This is a genomic window from Aquimarina sp. AD1, assembly GCF_003443695.1.
Lineage (GTDB): Bacteria > Bacteroidota > Bacteroidia > Flavobacteriales > Flavobacteriaceae > Aquimarina > Aquimarina latercula.
The window spans coordinates 625,264-645,176 of sequence record NZ_CP031966.1 but is presented as its reverse complement, the minus strand read 5'-3'; the positions used below and the strand labels follow the sequence as shown (position 1 = coordinate 645,176).

Annotated in this window: 18 protein-coding genes; 16 read left to right on the top strand and 2 right to left on the bottom strand. The window is 31.6% G+C overall.

Annotated elements, in window-relative coordinates:
* Nucleotide 1: 1 nt before the first annotated feature.
* The 15 genes from D1815_RS03005 to D1815_RS02930 all read left to right on the top strand — a co-directional run bounded on the left by D1815_RS03005 (nucleotide 2) and on the right by D1815_RS02930 (nucleotide 16,093).
* A complete protein-coding gene (locus D1815_RS03005; protein ID WP_118389842.1) occupies nucleotides 2-1,450 on the top strand; it encodes a glyceraldehyde-3-phosphate dehydrogenase in 1,449 nt (482 codons plus the stop codon).
* A 332-nt stretch (nucleotides 1,451-1,782) separates the two neighbouring features.
* Entirely contained in the window at nucleotides 1,783-2,400 is a 618-nt protein-coding gene (locus tag D1815_RS03000) for a tRNA (guanine-N1)-methyltransferase (protein WP_118385868.1), read from the top strand.
* Between the two features lie 59 nt (nucleotides 2,401-2,459).
* Entirely contained in the window at nucleotides 2,460-3,137 is a 678-nt protein-coding gene (gene trmD / locus D1815_RS02995; protein WP_027393562.1) for a tRNA (guanosine(37)-N1)-methyltransferase TrmD, read from the top strand.
* A 223-nt stretch (nucleotides 3,138-3,360) separates the two neighbouring features.
* Nucleotides 3,361-3,711, top strand: coding sequence for a 50S ribosomal protein L19 (gene rplS / locus D1815_RS02990; protein WP_027393561.1), 351 nt, complete (start codon nucleotides 3,361-3,363; stop codon nucleotides 3,709-3,711).
* Nucleotides 3,712-4,674: 963 nt separating this feature from the next.
* A complete protein-coding gene (locus D1815_RS02985; protein ID WP_118385867.1) occupies nucleotides 4,675-6,900 on the top strand; it encodes an NADP-dependent isocitrate dehydrogenase in 2,226 nt (741 codons plus the stop codon).
* Nucleotides 6,901-7,075: 175 nt separating this feature from the next.
* The gene (locus D1815_RS02980; RefSeq protein WP_027393559.1) at nucleotides 7,076-7,618 is read left to right on the top strand and encodes an RNA polymerase sigma factor; all 543 of its coding nucleotides are present in this window, start codon (nucleotides 7,076-7,078) and stop codon (nucleotides 7,616-7,618) included.
* A gap of 1 nt (nucleotide 7,619) precedes the next feature.
* Entirely contained in the window at nucleotides 7,620-8,177 is a 558-nt protein-coding gene (locus D1815_RS02975) for a hypothetical protein (RefSeq protein ID WP_118385866.1), read from the top strand.
* Nucleotides 8,158-9,249 (top strand): hypothetical protein, encoded by a 1,092-nt coding sequence (locus tag D1815_RS02970; RefSeq protein ID WP_162897333.1) that lies wholly within the window; start codon nucleotides 8,158-8,160, stop codon nucleotides 9,247-9,249. Before D1815_RS02975 ends, D1815_RS02970 begins: the two co-directional genes overlap by 20 nt.
* Nucleotides 9,250-9,292: 43 nt before the next feature.
* Nucleotides 9,293-9,964: a hypothetical protein gene (locus D1815_RS02965; protein WP_118385864.1), complete on the top strand. Its 672-nt coding sequence runs from the start codon at nucleotides 9,293-9,295 to the stop codon at nucleotides 9,962-9,964.
* An 87-nt stretch (nucleotides 9,965-10,051) separates the two neighbouring features.
* Nucleotides 10,052-10,693: a hypothetical protein gene (locus D1815_RS02960; RefSeq protein WP_027393555.1), complete on the top strand. Its 642-nt coding sequence runs from the start codon at nucleotides 10,052-10,054 to the stop codon at nucleotides 10,691-10,693.
* 101 nt (nucleotides 10,694-10,794) lie between these two features.
* The gene (locus D1815_RS02955) at nucleotides 10,795-11,358 is read left to right on the top strand and encodes an outer membrane protein (RefSeq protein WP_027393554.1); all 564 of its coding nucleotides are present in this window, start codon (nucleotides 10,795-10,797) and stop codon (nucleotides 11,356-11,358) included.
* 478 nt (nucleotides 11,359-11,836) lie between these two features.
* Nucleotides 11,837-14,206 carry a TonB-dependent receptor gene (locus D1815_RS02945; protein WP_118389840.1) on the top strand — a complete coding sequence of 790 codons (2,370 nt, stop codon included), beginning with the start codon at nucleotides 11,837-11,839 and terminating at the stop codon, nucleotides 14,204-14,206.
* 4 nt (nucleotides 14,207-14,210) lie between these two features.
* Nucleotides 14,211-15,032: a DUF4249 family protein gene (locus tag D1815_RS02940; RefSeq protein ID WP_118385862.1), complete on the top strand. Its 822-nt coding sequence runs from the start codon at nucleotides 14,211-14,213 to the stop codon at nucleotides 15,030-15,032.
* 25 nt (nucleotides 15,033-15,057) lie between these two features.
* Nucleotides 15,058-15,870: an N-acetylmuramic acid 6-phosphate etherase gene (gene murQ, locus D1815_RS02935; RefSeq protein WP_027393551.1), complete on the top strand. Its 813-nt coding sequence runs from the start codon at nucleotides 15,058-15,060 to the stop codon at nucleotides 15,868-15,870.
* Nucleotides 15,860-16,093 (top strand): DUF6095 family protein, encoded by a 234-nt coding sequence (locus D1815_RS02930; RefSeq protein ID WP_027393550.1) that lies wholly within the window; start codon nucleotides 15,860-15,862, stop codon nucleotides 16,091-16,093. Before murQ ends, D1815_RS02930 begins: the two co-directional genes overlap by 11 nt.
* A 37-nt stretch (nucleotides 16,094-16,130) precedes the next feature.
* On the opposite strand, the gene D1815_RS02925 is transcribed toward D1815_RS02930, so the two are convergent.
* Together D1815_RS02925 and D1815_RS02920 are read right to left on the bottom strand one after the other, a co-directional pair.
* Nucleotides 16,131-17,177 carry a DUF6340 family protein gene (locus tag D1815_RS02925; protein WP_118385861.1) on the bottom strand — a complete coding sequence of 349 codons (1,047 nt, stop codon included), beginning with the start codon at nucleotides 17,175-17,177 and terminating at the stop codon, nucleotides 16,131-16,133.
* 109 nt (nucleotides 17,178-17,286) lie between these two features.
* The gene (locus D1815_RS02920; protein ID WP_118385860.1) at nucleotides 17,287-17,706 is read right to left on the bottom strand and encodes a hypothetical protein; all 420 of its coding nucleotides are present in this window, start codon (nucleotides 17,704-17,706) and stop codon (nucleotides 17,287-17,289) included.
* A 343-nt stretch (nucleotides 17,707-18,049) separates the two neighbouring features.
* Between D1815_RS02920 and D1815_RS02915 the strand changes: the two genes are divergently transcribed.
* A complete protein-coding gene (locus D1815_RS02915) occupies nucleotides 18,050-19,912 on the top strand; it encodes a type VI secretion system Vgr family protein (RefSeq protein WP_118385859.1) in 1,863 nt (620 codons plus the stop codon).
* The last annotated feature ends 1 nt before the right edge of the window (nucleotide 19,913 follow it).

Sequence of the window (19,913 nt, the reverse complement as noted above, 5' to 3'; positions counted from 1 at the left end):
TATGAGTTCTAACGAAGTTTATGAGAAAGAACTTGCCTTTCAGGCAGACAGACGCCGTGCTACGGTAGCATTTATTAAAACTGTGAGTGACCTTTGGTACGATAATTCTATTGAGTTAGTACTATTTCGTAATCAATTAATTGATAAAAATGTAAGCGAAATCCTTAATCTGCATGAATACGCTGGTGAGTTTGTTCAAAAACCAATTTCGATTTTTGATTCTGTAGAAATTGCACAAGCAATTAAACTGATGGATTTACCTCCTGCAAAATTAGATATCGGCAAACTTACTTATGAGTATCACCTTGCGGGTAATGAATATGATTCTGCGACTAGTTTCGTAATGAACAAACTAAAAGATGCTAAGAAATTTAAAAATATATCTCCAAAAGATGTAGTTCTTTATGGATTTGGAAGAATCGGGCGTTTAGTTGCTAGAGAACTTATGACTATTACCGGAAAAGGCAGTCAATTAAGATTAAGAGCTATCGTAACTAGAGGATCAATTACAGAAGATGTTTTAGAAAAAAGAGCTTCTTTATTAAGAAATGATTCAGTACACGGAGAATTTGCTGGATTAGTAGAAACAGATATTGCAAACAGTTCTTTAATAATAAATGGCACTACAGTAAAAATTATTAGCGCTAACAATCCAGAAGATATAGATTATACTTCTTATGGAATAGATAATGCCTTATTAATTGACAATACTGGAGCATTTAGAGATAAAGAAGCTTTAAGCAGACACTTAATAGCAAAAGGAATAGACAAAGTATTACTTACCGCACCAGGAAAAGGGATTCCTAATATTGTTCATGGAGTAAATCACCAAGAGCACAATCCAGATAAAGTAAATATTTTCTCAGCTGCTTCTTGTACTACAAATGCAATTACACCAATTTTACAGGCAGTAGACGAAAGTTTTGGAGTAATAAATGGACACTTAGAAACAATACACGCATATACCAATGATCAAAATTTGGTAGACAATATGCATAAAAAATATAGAAGAGGACGTGCAGCTGCATTAAACATGGTAATTACTGAAACTGGAGCTGGCAAAGCTGTTTCTAAGGCATTACCAAGTTTTGAAGGTAAACTAACTTCTAATGCTATTCGAGTTCCAGTACCAAACGGATCTTTAGCTATTCTTAATCTTAATTTAGAGAAAAACACCTCTAAAGAAAGTATGAATGCTATTATTAAAAAATACGCTTTAGAAGGAAACCTAGTTGAACAAATTAAGTATTCATTGGATAACGAATTAGTATCTAGTGATATCGTTGGATCATCCGCTCCATCAATATATGATAGCAATGCAACAATTGTAGATACTAAAGGTAATAATGCTGTGCTTTATGTTTGGTATGATAACGAATATGGATATAGTCATCAAGTAATCAGACTATCCAAATATATAGCAAAAGTAAGACGTTTTACATATTACTAGTAATTCCAACTATTATAATAATTCTTAAAAAGTCGTTATCCTCAAGATAATGACTTTTTTGTTTTATAAACCTAACAAACAAATGGTTTGAAAAACAAAACTTTTCGTAAATTTCAAAACACTAAGAAATATGATTAACCATACTCCTTTTTAAATCTTTTAAATTACCCACAATATCGTATATTTATTACCGTTACAATTAATTAAAGACTAACGTAAAAAAGAATAGAATCTTGAAAAGTATATTGATAACTTCCTTAAGCAAGTAAAATAAAGTTTATGTAATATACTCAAGGTTTTAATCAACCATTAAAAACAACTAAAACTCACACATGAAATTACCAAAGTACCTATTAGTTTTCATAGCTCTATTCCCCATCTTTGAAACCATTCAGGCACAAGAAGATAATCTTACTGCAGAACAAGCATTACAAAATGAAAATATTAAAACTCAATTTGATGTAGTCATTAAAAAATCAGGAAAATATCAAGAATATAAAGTTGTTAAGCGTGTATGGTTAGATAAACTAAAAGGAAATACAATAGATTCACTTAAAACATTAGAAGATAAATTAAACAGTTCTAATCAAAAAATAACAGAACAGCTAACCTCCATTTCTAATCTTGAAGCTTCTCTAGCCAAAACCAATGAAAACCTTACTACGGTTACAGAAGAAAAAGATAGTATGACATTTTTAGGAATACCGTTCACAAAAGGTAGTTATAAAACTATGATGTGGACTATTGTTGGTGCACTTGTAGCGCTTCTTGCTTTCTTTGTTTTTAAGTTTAAAAATAGTAATTCTGTTACTGTACAAGCTAAAAAAGCTTTAGCTGAAACAGAAGCTGAGTTTGAAGATCATAGACGCAGAGCTTTAGAAAGAGAACAAAAAGTGATGCGTAAACTTCAGGATGAAATCAACAAACAACGTAAAACCGGAGCTAAGTAATCCAAATATCTGGATTTTACCATATTTGTTTTGCATCTTTGCATTCTTAATAAGAAAAGATGCGCATAGACATAATAACCGTTGTACCCGATATTCTTAAAAGCCCTTTTGAAGCTTCAATTATGAAGCGATCAATAGAAAAAGGTTTAGTAGAAGTACAGCTCCATAATCTTAGAGACTATACCACTGATAATTACAAACAGGTTGATGATTACCAATTTGGTGGTGGTGCCGGCATGGTAATGATGGTAGAGCCAATAGATAAATGTATTTCTAAACTAAAAGCCGAAAGAACTTACGATGAAATCATTTATATGACTCCGGATGGAGACACGTTAAACCAAGGAATTGCAAATCAACTATCTCTAAAAGGGAATATAATAATTCTTTGTGGCCACTATAAAGGTGTTGACCAACGAGTTAGAGATCATTTTATCACTAAAGAAATATCAGTTGGAGATTACGTACTATCTGGCGGAGAATTAGGTGCTTTAATACTATGTGATGCAATCATTAGATTAATCCCCGGAGTATTAGGTAATGAAACCTCTGCGTTAACAGATTCTTTTCAAGATGACTTATTAGCTCCTCCAATATATACAAGACCTGCAGATTACAAAGGATGGAAAGTCCCTGAAGTACTGACATCCGGAAATTTTCCAAAAATTGAAGCTTGGAGAGAAGAACAAGCATACCAGAGAACAAAAGAACGAAGACCAGACTTATTAGACGATTAGTTTCTGATTTTTAATGTTAATAAATCTATAAAGCGTTTCAACTAAAGACAAAAGATATATCACTGAGATTTAGACAAATAATCAAATATCATCTTTACAAACAATATTACCAAAAATACTTGCAAATCATTAAATAATAGTTATTTTTGCAGCCTGATTGAAACAACCTCTGGCGAGAATCGTGAATGTTGCTTTAATAAAACATAAGTAAACTACTTCAAAAATGGAAGATTTAGTAAAATTCGTACAAGACGAGTTTGTAACAAGAAAAGAGTTACCTGAATTTGCAGCAGGTGATACTATTACAGTATATTACGAAATTAAAGAAGGAAACAAAACACGTACTCAGTTTTTTAGAGGTGTTGTAATCCAAAGAAGAGGTTCTGGTTCTAGTGAAACTTTTACTATCAGAAAAATGTCTGGTACAGTAGGTGTTGAACGTATTTTTCCGATTAATTTACCAGCTCTTCAGAAAATCGAAATTAATAAAAGAGGTAAAGTTCGTAGAGCACGTATCTTTTACTTTAGAGAACTTACAGGTAAGAAAGCTCGTATTAAAGAAAAAAGAAGCTAATTCTTTCATCTTATATAATATTAAAGGTTGTCATATGGCAACCTTTTTTTATGAACAAAAGTTAATAAACTAGGTTCATAACCAGTTGATAACTAAAAAGATACAAGATGTCAATCACTTGAATCTTTTTTCTTAACTTTAGTATATAGAAATAATATAGTATAAAGAGATGACACAAGGATTCTTAATATATTTTTCTAAACTCGTTCTTTGAACATTTTACATAAACCATCTTAAGATTAGGATAAATATAAAACGAAAGTTATTTTTTTGAGTACATCGTTGAAATCACTTTAAGGGTTCTCTTTAAAATCATTTCAGAATGAAATTCATAAGAAAAAATTAAGTTTTGACACCTTTTTAATTTTAAGTGGCATTAGACTATTCGGATGAGAAACTAAAAAATTACATAAGTAATTTAGATACAACAGCGTTCGCAATAGTCACCTGAGTAGTATTTTCTAGTATGATTGTATTTTCTTTCGTAAATTAAAACTACTCAAAAACAGAGGTAACAGTTTTGGTATAAATTAACGCAAGTTATTATTTAATAGCGGGTAAAACAGCTAACTAAATTATTATTTCTGAACGAAAGCCATATCAAGATATTCGTATTATGATATGGCTTTTTATATTTAAAATTATTCTCAAATTAAACTACTTTTTTTACGACAACCATTTTTTACCCCCATTCTTTTTCAAAGATTTCTAATTCAATCTCTTTAACTCAAAACTAACAATGTACCGGTTGCATTTGCTACCCTATATTTGTATCTTCGCGCTCGGAAAATCTTACAGCGAATAATATTTTTATACACGTAGTGTTCCTCGAATATTTTTAGAAAGGTTAATATTATTTGTCCAAGAAAAATTAAACGACTAATTGTTTCCTTAATAGATAGTATAATACATAAGGTATTTTACCAAAAGTTCTGATAAATATCTTATTCAAAATCAAAAAATATGGGAATTGAATCCTCAAAAATTGTTTACACAAAAACTGATGAAGCACCTGCGTTAGCTACCTATTCTTTTTTACCTATCGTAAAAAAGTTCACCAAAGCCGCAAATATCGAAGTTGAGACTAAAGATATATCTCTTGCAGCAAGAATTCTAGCTATTTTTCCTGAGAACCTTTCGGATAAACAAAAACAAGCAAATGCATTAGCTGAACTTGGCGAATTAGCTTTAAAATCAGAAGCTAATATCATCAAGTTACCCAATATTAGTGCTTCAGTTCCTCAGTTAAAGGCAGCTATAGCAGAGTTACAATTACAAGGTTTTGATATCCCTAGTTATCCTGAAGAACCAGAAAGTGATACTGAAAAGGAGACAAAAGCTAAATATGATAAAATTAAAGGAAGTGCTGTAAACCCAGTATTAAGAGAAGGAAATTCTGATCGTAGAGCCCCTAAACCAGTAAAACAATATGCAAGAAAAAACCCGCATTCGATGGGTGAATGGAGTAGTGATTCCAAAACACACGTAGCCACTATGGCCAGTGGTGATTTTCGCTCTAATGAAAAGTCAGTTACAATTTCTAATGCTGGAGATGTTAAAATTGAATTCGTTGATGATAATGGTAATACGACAGTATTAAAAGAACAGACAACATTACTTGCAGGAGAAATTATTGATGCTACAGTAATGAGTAAAAAAGCACTGATTTCTTTTCTAGAAGAACAGATTGCTGATGCCAAGCAGAAAAATGTCTTATTTTCATTACATATGAAAGCGACTATGATGAAGGTGTCAGATCCCATTATTTTTGGTCATGCGGTTGAAGTATTCTTTAAAGATGTATTCGAAAAGCATAGTGAAATTCTAGAAGAAATAGGTGTTGAAGTCAATAATGGTTTTGGCGACCTTGTTAATAAACTAAAGAAAATATCAGATGCTAGCAAGAGAGCAGAAATAGAGGAAGATATCAAAGCTTGTTATGAAAATGGTCCTCAACTAGCGATGGTTAACTCTGATCAAGGTATTACCAATCTCCATGTACCAAGTGATGTTATTATCGATGCTTCCATGCCTGCAATGATCCGTAACTCTGGACAAATGTGGGACGCAAAAGGTAATACTCAAGATACTAAAGCTGTTATACCTGATAGTAGTTACGCGGGAATATATCAAGAAACTATAGATTTCTGTAAAAAACATGGAGCTTTCGATCCTACAACTATGGGAACTGTCCCTAACGTTGGTTTAATGGCTAAAAAAGCCGAAGAATACGGATCTCATGATAAAACATTCGAAATAAAAAGAACGGGTACCGTTCGTGTTGTAGATGGTGCAGGTACTGTTTTAATAGAACACCCTGTAGAACAAGGAGATATCTGGAGAATGTGTCAGACCAAAGATGCTCCTGTAAAAGATTGGGTAAAATTAGCAGTAAGTAGAGCAAGAGCAACAAACACTCCTGCAATATTTTGGTTGGATAAAACAAGAGCTCACGATGCTAGTCTGATCGAAAAGGTAAATACTTACTTACCAGAACACAATACAGAAGGATTAGACATTAGAATTATGTCTCCAGTAGAAGCTACAAAGTTCTCTTTAGAAAGAATAAAAGATGGTAAAGATACTATTTCTGTTACCGGAAATGTATTACGTGACTATAATACGGACCTCTTCCCTATTTTAGAACTTGGAACTAGTGCAAAAATGCTTTCTATCGTTCCGTTGATGAATGGTGGAGGTTTATTTGAGACTGGTGCGGGTGGATCTGCTCCTAAACACGTCCAACAATTCAATAAAGAAGGACACTTACGTTGGGATTCTCTAGGTGAGTTTTTAGCATTAGCGGTTTCTTTAGAACACTTAGGAGAAGTTAATAACAATCCAAAATCGCTCATAATTGCTGAGGCATTAGATAAAGCAACAGAAGAGTTTTTAGAGAATAAAAAATCTCCATCAAGAAAAGTAAACGAACTTGACAATCGTGGTAGTCACTTTTATCTTGCTTTATATTGGGCACAAGCACTTGCTGAACAAACAAAAGATAATGATCTAAAAGATGAATTTGCTTCTATCGCCAAGGAATTAGGAGAGAATGAATCAATAATTATTCAAGAATTAAATGATGCTCAAGGAAGCGCTGTTGATATGGGTGGTTATTATTGGCCAGATGTTACTAAGGTTTCTAATGCAATGAGACCTAGTAATACATTAAACAAAATCATAGGATAATATATAAATCAATCTTATAATCTAAAAAGCCTGTAAAACAAATGTTTTACAGGCTTTTTTAATTTTTTAAAATAAAAAAATAAAAAAGATGCAACCCTTTACTTTTTGTCTTGTCAATAGTAATAACTAGAAAAGAAAAGTAACTTTAAAGAAACTTACAATCAACTCTAATTAATTGAAAACTAATATTCTTTATACACATAAAGATTTGATAGAAAAAAGCAAATCTGGTGATCGAAATTCGCAGTATAAGCTATATGAGTTATATGTAGATGCCATGTACAATGTAAGTATGAGAATAGTAAGTATAAGAGAAGATGCAGAAGATATTATACAAGATAGTTTTGTTGATGCTTTTAAAAACTTGACATCTTTTAGATACGAAAGCACCTTTGGTTCTTGGTTAAAAAGAATAGTAATTAATAAAAGTATTAATCATTTAAAATTAAAAAAGATACCAATTACTCCAATAGATAAGCATGAATATCATATTACAGAAGAAGTTAAAGAATCTATTAACACTAGGGATATAGAAAAAATAAAAAAGGGTATTACAAAATTGCCAGATGGGTACAAACAGATTATTAATCTGTACTTAATAGAGGGATATGACCATATTGAGATTTCAGAGATATTAGAGATTTCTAGCTCTACTTCTAAATCACAATATCATAGAGCGAAGAAAAAATTAATTCAAATCATAAATACACAAGCATAAAATGGATGATTTTGAAAAACATATAAGAGAAAACAAACTTCAGTTTGATGAACATAAAGCAGATAAAGCTAAACTTTGGGAACGTATCGAATTAGAGCTGGATACTACTTCTAAAACTAAAAAGATAAAAACCTTAAAACATTGGAATTCTCCTTTTCTGAAAATAGCGGCAAGTATTCTTATCGTTCTTGGAGTGTTTTCTTTAATGAATCTATATACAAGTTCTACAAACAGCATAACAAAGCAAAATCAAGCAGTTAATCAAGAACTACAGGATATTGACACCTATTATAAAGGACTTGTTTCATTTCAGGTTGAGTTAGTAAAAAAGAATTCGAAACTAACAGAAAGCGATAAAGAAGATTTTCTTTCTTTCATGGATGAATTAGATAAAGAATATCTATTGCTAAAAGAAGAAATGAAAGAGAATCTAAATAACGAGTATATCCTTGAAGCCATAGTTCAGAACTACAAAAAAAGAATTGAATTAATAGAGAATCTTCTAGAACAAATTAAAGATTCGAAAAAATCCGATGAAAATGAAGGATATATTTTATAAGAAACTAACCATATTAGTCTTAATACTTTTTGCCGGGCATTATATAAATGGTCAGGAAAAGTTATCTAAATCAATAGAAAAAACCTACGATTTTTCAAATGCCGGAGAATTACAATTAGAAAACAAATATGGGAATATCATAATCAACGGATGGAACCAAAATAAAATCAAAATTACTATTGATATTACGGTTACTAAAAAAGATAAAGAAGATGCAGAGGAGCTTTTAGAAAGAATACAACCCTTTATAAACACATCTGATGATTTCCTAACCATATTTTCAAATATTGAGGAAAAAAGCGACAGTTTTTTTTCTAAAATATTTAATCGTGTTAATCCCTTTGATTTTGACAAAGGAAATATACAAATTGATTATCAAATTAATCTTCCAATAAATGCAGAGATACAATTAACCAATAAATTCGGAGATATTATTATCAGTGATTGGAATGGAAAATTAAAGACTGATTTACAACATGGAGATATGTGGATTAATAATGATGTTGTGAATGCTAATATTAAAATGAAATTTGGCAAACTACATACAAAATCCATTACCTACGGTAAGATTGATCTAAAAAATAGTGAATTTGATCACGAAACTTCTAAAAACCTTAGAGTAATAAGCAGCGGATCAACAATCGCTATAAAAAAAGTTAATGATCTAGAAATATACTCTAGTAAAGACAAAGTTTCAGTAGATGCTATTGAAACGATTAAAGGTGAATTGGAATTTACTAATATTATAATTGAAAAGTTGTTTGATAATATTAATCTTACGATGGATGTGGCAGACTTTAGAGTAGAACAAATCGTAAAATCGAATGCAGATATAACTATAGATCAAAAATCTTCAGAAGTTAACATCAATATTTCAGAACTTAATTTTGATTTTAATGCTTCTTTAGAGCAAGGTTTATTACGAATTCCTAAAACATTCAAGAATATAAAAAACAAAGTAATTGACAGTAAAAAAAGACTACGAGAAATCCAAGCAACATATGGCATAGAAACAAACAAAGGAACTTTTCAAATAACTGGTAGAAAAGGAGTAATCATATTAAAAGAATAACCAAAATCATTTATCAATCTAATAAAAAAACAAATCAATACTCATGAAAAAAACAATCAAAATACTTATTACCTTTTTATTAATTAATATAGTTAATACGTATTCACAAGAAAAAAACGATGGCAATTATTTAGAATTTAATGACCGTAAAAATATTGTCCATGGAGTCTACCTTGGTTTTAGTGCTAGTTATGGAGAAATTGATGGAGAAGACACTGGGTTAATAGGACTTAAATTAGCTTATGTAGCTAACAGAAAATTCGAAGTAGGTTTTGGTATGAAAGGTTTTTACTCTCAACAAAATCTACCAGGAATATCCATTTCTAACGATGAAGACCTAATTGGGGGATATGCAGGAATGCACTTAGAACCTATATTCTTCAGTAAATCAAGAGTAAATTTATCATTCCCTTTACTAATTGGAGTTGGAGGTGTTGGTTATATAGACGGTCAATTAGATGAAGATGATGAATTTAACGAGAATGAGTATGACTGGGATGCTGTTTTTGTAGCTGAACCTGGAATAAATCTACTATTTAATGTTTCTAGGTTTGTACAACTAGAAGCAGGTGTAAAATATAGATTCTCTAGTAAATTTAATATCCATCCTAATGGTATAGATCGAATCAATGGATTTTCTGCAGGAATAGGTGTAAAAGTTGGCGTATTTAATCTAGGTAAGAATAGATACAGAAAAAATGCTCCTAAAGAATAGAATAACCTAGTCTCAATGCATCTTAGGATCAAAACTCATCCAAATTAGTATCCCAAAATTTAAATATAATCTATGAAACCATTGTTTATGAAACATATAAGAAGATTTTTAGTAGCTTTAATTATACTAATAACAAATCAAACAAGGAGTCAAGAAACTGACAACAAAGATTATATAGAATTTAACGATCGAAAAAACATCGTACACGGTGTATATCTAGGAGTTGACGTGGGATATGGTCAAATTAAAAAAAATGAGACTACCTCAGCCGGAATTAAATTAGCTTATGTAGCTAACAAAAAAATGGAACTAGGAATAACGGCAAAAGCTTTATTCTCTGATTTAAGTTCTGTAGATCGTTCTTTTGGAGGAGATTTTGATTTATTAGTTATCTATGGAGGGCTACATTCAGAAAATATCTTACTTAGTACTTCAAAATTCAATTTTTCGTTTCCTTTTTTAATAGGTATGGGATATGTAGAAGGTTCAGGGCCTTTATTCAAAAGTACAGATATAACATTGATTGTAGAACCAGGTGTAAATATATTATATAACCTCTCTAGATTTATACAATTCGAAGCAGGGATTAAGTATCGATTTTCAACACCAATCGACCCAATACCAAACATTTTAGATAATATTAATGGATTTTCTATAAATATTGGCTCTAAAATTGGAGTATTCAATCTAAATAAAAACAGATATAAAAAACAACCTCCTATAAATTAACTAAACAAAAAAACATTCAAAAAGAGACATTAAATCAATAGATAATCCCTATTGATTAGGCTCCGTATTGACTTTAAAGTATTAATATAAATTTTATTCCAATGAAAAAAAGCGCATTATTAGTAGTAATCCTAATTTCCTGTTGTCAATTATTTTCTCAAGACTCTAAAATTAGTTTTGAACTCAACTATCCAATTCCATTTGGCGACAACTTTCTTGGCGACAATTACGTTGGAATTATTGATGTTGGTGCGGATTATAGGTTTGTTAAATTAACACCTGTAAAGATAGGAGCTTCACTAAATGGTAACATATTAATAAATGATAAGTTCGAAACCTCTGAAACTACGGCATACATATTACAACCTAGAATATTTGGAGAGTTAACTATAGAATCAATTAAAAAACTTCGCCCTTCAGTTGGAATAGGATACACCGTAATGATATTAGATTCATCAATCACAACAAATACTGGAGAATTAAATGATACTGAAACTTTAAATGGATTTAATCTCAATGTCGGAATTGCGTATAATATCACTAAAAAGTTTTTTGCTCAAATTCAATATGATTTCATTAGGCTTTCTGAAGAAGATAATGTACCAGATATTGCATTTAATAGAAATGCAAATCTTTTAAAAATAGGATTAGGTTATAGACTCTAAAAACCAAAAACCATATTGCTGTATAACAGCTATTTAAACCAAAAAAGTTACTATATCAAGAATATACAAATACCAAAAATAGATTCTATACATCCGGTTTTTTTAGGCACAAAAAAGATTACAAACATAATTAGGCATAAAAATTGATACAATGATTTTATATAAGAAGGAAATGTTACCAAAGCCCCAAATGAAAAATAAAGTTATTCTAAGAACCAAAAAAATAGATACTAACTATGTATTTTCAGAAAACAACCAAGTATATCTTAAACGCAAATCAAGTATTAAATCCTCAAATAGTAATACTTTATACACCGAAGAATGGTTTCCCATTAGTTTTTGCTGGAAATCTTAACTAGAAGTGACATATTACAATATATTTATATACTCTAAATACGTAACATATTTTAGATTAGAGCGTCTACTCTATAAATGCTACTGAAAAAACTTTCTTTTGAAAAAATATCTCACTCTTAATATATGGCTGGTACTACTATGTTTACCAGCTAATAGTACCTTGATAGCTCAAGAAAAATTTACGATTAACGGTACTATTTCGGAACAATCTAGTAATGAAACATTAATTGGTGTTAATGTACTTTTTCCAGAAATGGGAAAAGGCGTGGTAACCAATGAATATGGATTTTACTCTATCACTTTGCCAGAAGGAACCTATAAACTACAAATCAGCTACCTAGGCTTTAAAGATATTGTACAAGAAATTGTACTAAATGAAGATAAAAAACTCAATTTTCAACTAGCGGAAGCTTCCGAAATGTTGGATGAAATAGTAATAACAGAAAATATTGAAAAAGTAAATATTAAGAATCCTCAGATGAGTCTTAATAAACTAACCGCAGGAACGATCAAACAAATCCCAGTTGTACTCGGTGAAGCAGATGTAATTAAATCGATTGTACTCCTTCCAGGAGTAACTAGTGGTGGTGAAGGTGCTTCTGGTTTTAATGTTCGTGGTGGTGCTGCGGATCAAAACTTAATTTTATTAGATGAGGCCACTATTTTTAATTCATCACACTTATTTGGATTTTTCTCCGTATTTAATCCAGATGCAATTAAAGATATTAAACTCTATAAAGGAGGAATTCCCGCAAAATATGGAGGACGAGTTTCTTCTGTTTTAGATATTTATCAAAAAGAAGGAAACAGTAAGGAATATCATATTAATGGTGGACTTGGACTTGTTTCCAGTAGGTTATTAGCAGAAGGTCCTATTGTAAAAAACAAAGGAGCTTTCTTAGTTGGAGGAAGAGCATCATATGCACATCTTTTCTTACCATTAGTAGATGATGGTAATGATAATGTTGCATACTTCTATGACCTCAACACTAAACTGAACTACAAAATAAATGAAAATAATAATCTATTTCTCTCAGGATACTTTGGTAGGGACGTCTTTGCTATAAGTGAAAGTTTTAGAAACACATATGGGAATACCGTTTTAAACCTAAGATGGAATCACTTATTCTCGGATAAATTATTTTCTAATTTATCACTTATCTATTCAGATTATTTTTATGGATTAGAACTTGACTTTGTTGGTTTTGAATGGGATTCTGGGATCAGAAATTTTAATTTAAAGTATGATTTAAAACATTATTTAAGCGATAATTTTCAACTTAATTATGGAATCAATAATATATACTATCGATTCAATCCTGGTGAGATCAAGCCTAATAGAGATGACTCTGGAATTATCAGAGATAAATTAATTGACAAATACGCTAATGAATTAGGCGTATATATTGATGCAGAACACAAGATCTCTAATAAGTTATCATTACAATATGGTATCCGTCTTAGTAACTTTACAAGGTTGGGTCAAGATGAATTAAATATTTATGAGAATGATAATCCTCTGTTATTTAATGAAGAATTACAAATTTACGAAGCCGCTAATCCGATAGGCACAGAAAAAATTAGTAGAAGTGATCAAATTAAAAACTTCACTAATCTAGAACCCCGATTAGCCTTAGCGTATATATTTAACGATAATACTTCGATAAAAGCTAGTTATAACAGAATGGCTCAGTATCTACATTTATTATCGAATACTAGTTCCCCTACTCCGCTTGATGTATGGACTCCTAGTGGGAAATATGTAAAACCGCAATTGCTCAATCAATATGCTTTAGGTTTCTTTAAAAGTATTAAAAATGATGCATACTCTATAGAAACAGAAGTCTTCTATAAAGACATCAAAAACAGGATTGATTATATTGACGGCGCAGAACTAATCGCCAATGATGCCATTGAACAAGAAATACTTAATGGTGAGGCTAGAGCTTATGGTTTAGAACTTTTATTAAGAAAAAATGAAGGCAAGTTCAAAGGATGGTTGGCCTACACATTGTCTAAATCAGAACAGCGGACAGTTGGAAGAACTCCTGTCGAAACAGGTATTAATAATGGCCAATGGTATAACACACCTTTTGATAAAACACACGATATTTCTTTTAATGGGAGTTATGAGTTAAACAAAAAATGGACGTTTAATGCTAATTTTTTATTCCAAACAGGGCAACCTACTAATTACCCATCTGGACAGTTTGAGTTTCAAGGGTTGGTAGTACCAATTTATGATGGATTAAGAAATGATCAACGACTTCCATCTTATCACCGAATGGATATTTCTGCTACCTTAACACCACGAAAAAATAAAACTCGTAAATGGCAAGGTGAATGGGTATTTAGTATTTATAACCTATACAATCGCAGAAATGCTGCATCTATAGCCTTTAGTCAAAATACAGAAACTCGGGTAAACGAGGCTGTAAGAACCTCCATATTTGGAATCGTACCAGCTATCACCTATAATTTTAAATTTTAACACAATGAAAAAGTTATTATATCTTATAATCGGACTTTCTATAATCACAAGTTGTGAAGATGTTATTGATGTTGATGTTCCAAATGGAGAACCAAAATTAGTTATAGACGCATCTTTTGAAATTTATTTAGATGAAACTCCTGTTGATGCCTTAGGTGGAGTACGACTTACATTATCAGCTCCTTTCTTTAATGACGGTGTTCCTACCGTAAGTAACGCAACGGTATTTATTACCCATCTATCAGACAATTCTGTTGTTAATTTTATAGAATCATTAAATGAACCAGGATTCTTTATTCCAGAAGACCCAAATTTAATACCAGAATTTGATATAGATTACGAACTTACGGTGATCTATGAGGGAGAAACCTATAAAGCCACTACACAATTAATACCGACAGTTGCGATTGATAATGTGGAGCAAGGAGATGGAACTTTATTCGACGGTGATGAAACTGAAGTTATTGTTTTCTTTACTGATGAAGGGAATAGAGAAGATTTCTATCTATTTGATTTTGATTTTAATTTATATCTTCCGAGCGAAGATCGTTTCTATCAAGGTGAATCTTTTAATTTTTCCTATTTCTACGAGGATATGGTTGGCGGAGAACAAGTAACTATAAAAATTCTTGGAATAGACGAACGATACTACAACTATTCTAATATACTAATCGAACAAAGTGAACAAGATGGAGGAAATCCGTTCCAAACACCTCCTGCGCAAATACGAGGAAATATTATAAACACCACGAATCCGGATAATTTTGCTTTAGGATATTTTAATCTATCTGAGGCAAATCGTTTTCAATTTACAATTGAAGAGTGATCAGGAAAATCAGTATTTTTGAAGCATGAGTTTTACTAAAACAACCGAACAGGCTTCAAACTACAACCATCTGGAAAAGATGAGTATTTCTGATTTGTTATCAAATATCAATAAAGAAGATAAAACGGTACCAGATGCTGTAAAAAATGCGATCCCGCAAATTGAAAGTTTAGTTTCTAAAATTGTTGAAAAACTAAAAAACGGAGGAAGACTCTTCTATATGGGAGCTGGAACTAGTGGTCGATTAGGTGTTGTGGATGCAAGTGAGTGCCCTCCTACTTTCGGAGTCTCATATGATTTAGTTATTGGGTTAATTGCGGGTGGAGATCCGGCTATCAGAAAGGCTGTAGAATTTGCAGAAGATGATACAGAGCAAGGATGGAAGGATTTAGAAGCAAATAAAATCTCAGAAAAAGATGTTGTTATTGGTATTGCAGCATCAGGAACTACACCTTATGTAATAGGAGCTTTAGAACAATGTAATGCCGCAAATATTATTACTGGTTGTATTACTTGTAATGAAGGAAGTCCTTTAGACAAGACAGCCCAATATCCAATTGTAGTAACCGTTGGTCCAGAATTTGTAACTGGAAGTTCTAGGATGAAAGCAGGAACTGCACAAAAATTAGTATTAAACATGATATCTACAGCTACTATGATACAACTAGGAAAAGTAAAAGGTAATAAAATGGTAGATATGCAACTTAGTAATAATAAACTAGTAGATCGAGGTACACGAATGATTATGGATGAGCTAAAAATAGAAAGAACATTAGCTACAGAATTATTAAAGAAACATGGAACTGTTAGAAACGCAATTGATAATTATGGAGCCTAAAAGAACAGATAAAGAATTATTAGGTAAAGGTATACAACGTATGGCAATTGCGTTGATTTTTATGTTTATTAGTCCAGTGATTATTCACTCTGCTTTTAAAAACCAAGATCATTCCTATTATTATCCCATATTAATTTTGGGATTAGTTGGGGCTGCATTCGCTATATTCATGGCATTTAGAGGATTAAAAACTATTATGGATTCTATTTTTGGTAAAAAATAGAATCCATAATAGTTAAACTTTAATTATCAAAAAAAGGTTAGTAACCTCCTACAATTTTATTATTCTCGATCCTCTCTTTCAGGTCACTAATATATTTTAATGCATTTTTATTTTCGTAATCTGTATAGGCTCTTGTAGCCCATTCAATAGCCTTGGTATAATCTCCTTTTATTTCATTATAGAAAGCCATGTTAAAGCAAGCCTGTCCGGCAATTTCTGGATCTGAATTACTAGTTTCTTTTTCCCACAATTCAGCTGCTCCATCCCATTGCCCTGTTTCTACTTTTCGTTTTGCAATTTCAAAATTCGGCGTCGCTTTCACATAATAATCTCTATATACATTATCCTTATAGGGTAATAATCTCAACGCATAATCACTACCAATTTTCTGACTAATTTGTAGGACTGATTGTTTTCTATTCGTAGCAGCCTCAATTGCTTTTATTGGATTAATTCCTTTTCCTACAGATTTCGTTTTCTCATTAACTGATAGTTGATCGCTGATTTTTTTTCGAATAGGATCATATATACGCCATCCCGTTTTTATCTTAGTTTCTATATTTACTTGGTGTTCTACACCAGGAAGTTCTAGTCCTAATGGTCCTTCAATCTTCTTGTTTTCAACAGTGTATGAAGCTTTAGCATCAGTATCATATATGGCTAAAGTAAAAATCGCATCTACATTATTCGTTTTACAAAGTTTATCAATTTGGTCCCAACTTATGGGTGATGGAAAAATACCTCCTCCAGGATTTTCTTTTAATGACATCGGTAAGATCGTTACTTCTGTAAACCTAGGATTTTGAAGTAATGCTGTTTTTAAAGAAATAATGGCTTGCTTAGCTCCATCCTCATCGAGTTTTGCTCCTTCAATTGATAATATTTTATCTAATTGATCTAATCCTACATTATCGTCAGAAGGTACGCTTCTATTAAGTATTCCTATTTTTTTAACAGATGAATCTAACGTAACAATTGGAGGTTTTATGACTTCTGTCTTCAATGACTTTTTACTTCCACAGCCAATACTAATAAGTAAAACTAAAGTTGAGATAATAATTTTATATGTGAGTATATTTTTCATTTTTAGGTAAATTATGAATTAGACATATAGCGTCAATAAGAAATACAAAAAATGGAAAGGATGGTTTTCCCCAAAACCATCCTTTCCCTAGAGATATTAAAATAAACTATTAATTTGTAGAAAATGCCCAGGTATTCCCATTGTTGGTCGCTCCTACGGCTAAATCTCCATCTTCTACTGAAATACCAGTTGTAGATTGACCTGCAGAGGCAGACACAAAATTATTTCCAGAACCGGCTAAAAAAACAAGTCCACTAATTGAAGGTACCCCATCACTAAAACTAATTGTATATGTATTACCAGATACTGCAACAGTAGCAGTACCACTTGTATTAATAATTGGACCTGAACCATCACTAGGAGTATATACTAAGTTACCTGTATAAGATGTTAGTACTTGTGCAGGAAGTGTAACAAATTCCTCCGCAGGTGTTCCATCATCATCACTACCACAAGATGAAATGAATAAAACAGATAATACTAATACTACTTTACTTAAGTTTTTCAAAAAATTGTTTTGAGTTTTCATTGCTTTTAATTTTAAATAATTATTAAACCTGAGGTAAACTTAATTTTATTCTTATCTAATAAAATTAAGCTGTGGACATTTGAAGAGATTTTGTTGACCAACAGTAAATCTTAAAGGAACATTGTTATCTCACTATATACTTTATCCTAAGTGTTCAGTATATTATTTAAAAACACATCATTGTTTATTATCTATGAGATAATTACAAAGCATTTCTTTAAAACCACAAAATTTACTACAAACGTCCTGCTTTAGTAACCATTCATCCTCATTCCAAAATTATTTCCCTCTAATAATCTTAAATTAAACTAGTAAACTGGATAATTCCGATATCAATATAATTATGGCAACTGACACACAAGTACAAATATTTATAGATGGTGATCCCATTCCCGCATTTAAAAAACTCTCTCTTTCTCAAGAAATAGATGCACATCATAGTTTTGAATTAGTCTGTAGAAAAGATGTGCTAGAAGAAGTTACAGATCATATCTCTGGAGAGAGCATTAATTTTTTGGGCGCTATATTTCTATTAAAAATACAATCCGTTAATGGCTTTTCTGAAAATGAGATATTAGAATTTAAAGGTATCGTTACATCCATTAATACCGTAAAAGGATTCTATCAGAAAACCGGTGATCTCATCCATATACTAGGCAAAAGTTGTAGTATAATTACGGATGATGGTCCTCATTATGCATCTCATCAAGATATAGGAATTTCAGAGATTTTAGAAAAAACGTTTACTGGATATGATAAAGGAATTCTACAGTATAACATTTCTCCAAAAAAAGTTACTCCAATACATTATAGTGTTCAAAAAGAAGAAAGTGCTTTCCAGTATGCGAGTAGACTAGCTGCACAGTATGGAGAATGGTTTTATTATGATGGATCTAAATTAGTTTTTGGAAAACCTGAAAACAAAGAACCTATAAAACTTCGATATGGTTATGATCTATTAGAGTTGTCCATGAAATTAGAAACTATACCTAACAACTTTAAATATTTCACCAATGATTACCTAACAGATAATTTTCACGAAGTAAAAACCGCAGAATTGAATTCTAGTTCTAAAGGTTTTATTTCTACAATTAATCAAAAAAGCAATAAACTATTTCAAAAAGAAACCCAGATTTTTGTGAGTGCTCATGATGATCCACAGATGAAATCACGTATAGATGATCAAATATTACATCAAAAACAGGCTAATGAAGTAAATCAAATAAAAGTATCCGGAAAAAGTAGTAATCCAAGTATTTCTCTTGGCAGCAAAATATTAATAGATGGAGAAACCTCTTCATATGGAGGCTATAGAATCACCAAAATAACACATAATTGTGGAGAAAATGGCAGATATGAGAATAGTTTTGAAGCTATCACTGCAGAAACGGATGTATATCCAAAAACTTCTATTAAAGCATATCCAAAAAGTAAATCACAGACAGCTGTTGTAGTGGACAACGTGGATCCAGAAGGAATGGGTCGTGTAAAAATACAATATGCTTGGCAAAAAGAAACAGGAGAAACTTCTCCTTGGATTAGACAAGCTAGTCTAGCTGGTGGACCAGGGCAAGGAATGTATTTTGTACCTGAAAAAGGAGATGAAGTAATCGTAGATCACGAAGGCGACAATGCAGAACTACCTATTGTAAAAGGTAGTGTGACCAATGCTTCTTCTGTTCCAGAAAGTTTTAAAAGTGGTAATAATCATCTAAAAGCCATCAAAACGCGAAGTGGTAATCAAGTAACGCTTAATGATGCAGATGGTAGTGTTACCATTGCTGATCCTAGCGGGAATACCATTGTGATGGGTGGTAATGGAGAAATTACCATTAATGCACCTAATAAAATTACCTTCTCCTCTACTGACATTGCCATAGAAGCTAGTAATAATTTAACGATGAATGCAGGTAGCAATGTTGCCGCTAGCGCCGGTAGTAATTTTAGTGCTAGTGCTACTTCCAGTATTCTTCTTAACGCAGGAAATAGTCTAAGAGCTAAAGCTAAGTCTACAGCCTCTCTAAGTGGTAAATCTGCAAGGGTAACCGGTAAACATGTTTCTATTACTGCCTCGGTCATGGCAAATATACAAGCAACCATTGGTTTAACACTAACTGCTCTAGGAATTGGTGTTATTGGTGGAAAAACTAAAGTAGTTGGAAAATCAAAATGTTCCGTAGATGGCGGAGAAGTTTCTATAAATTAAA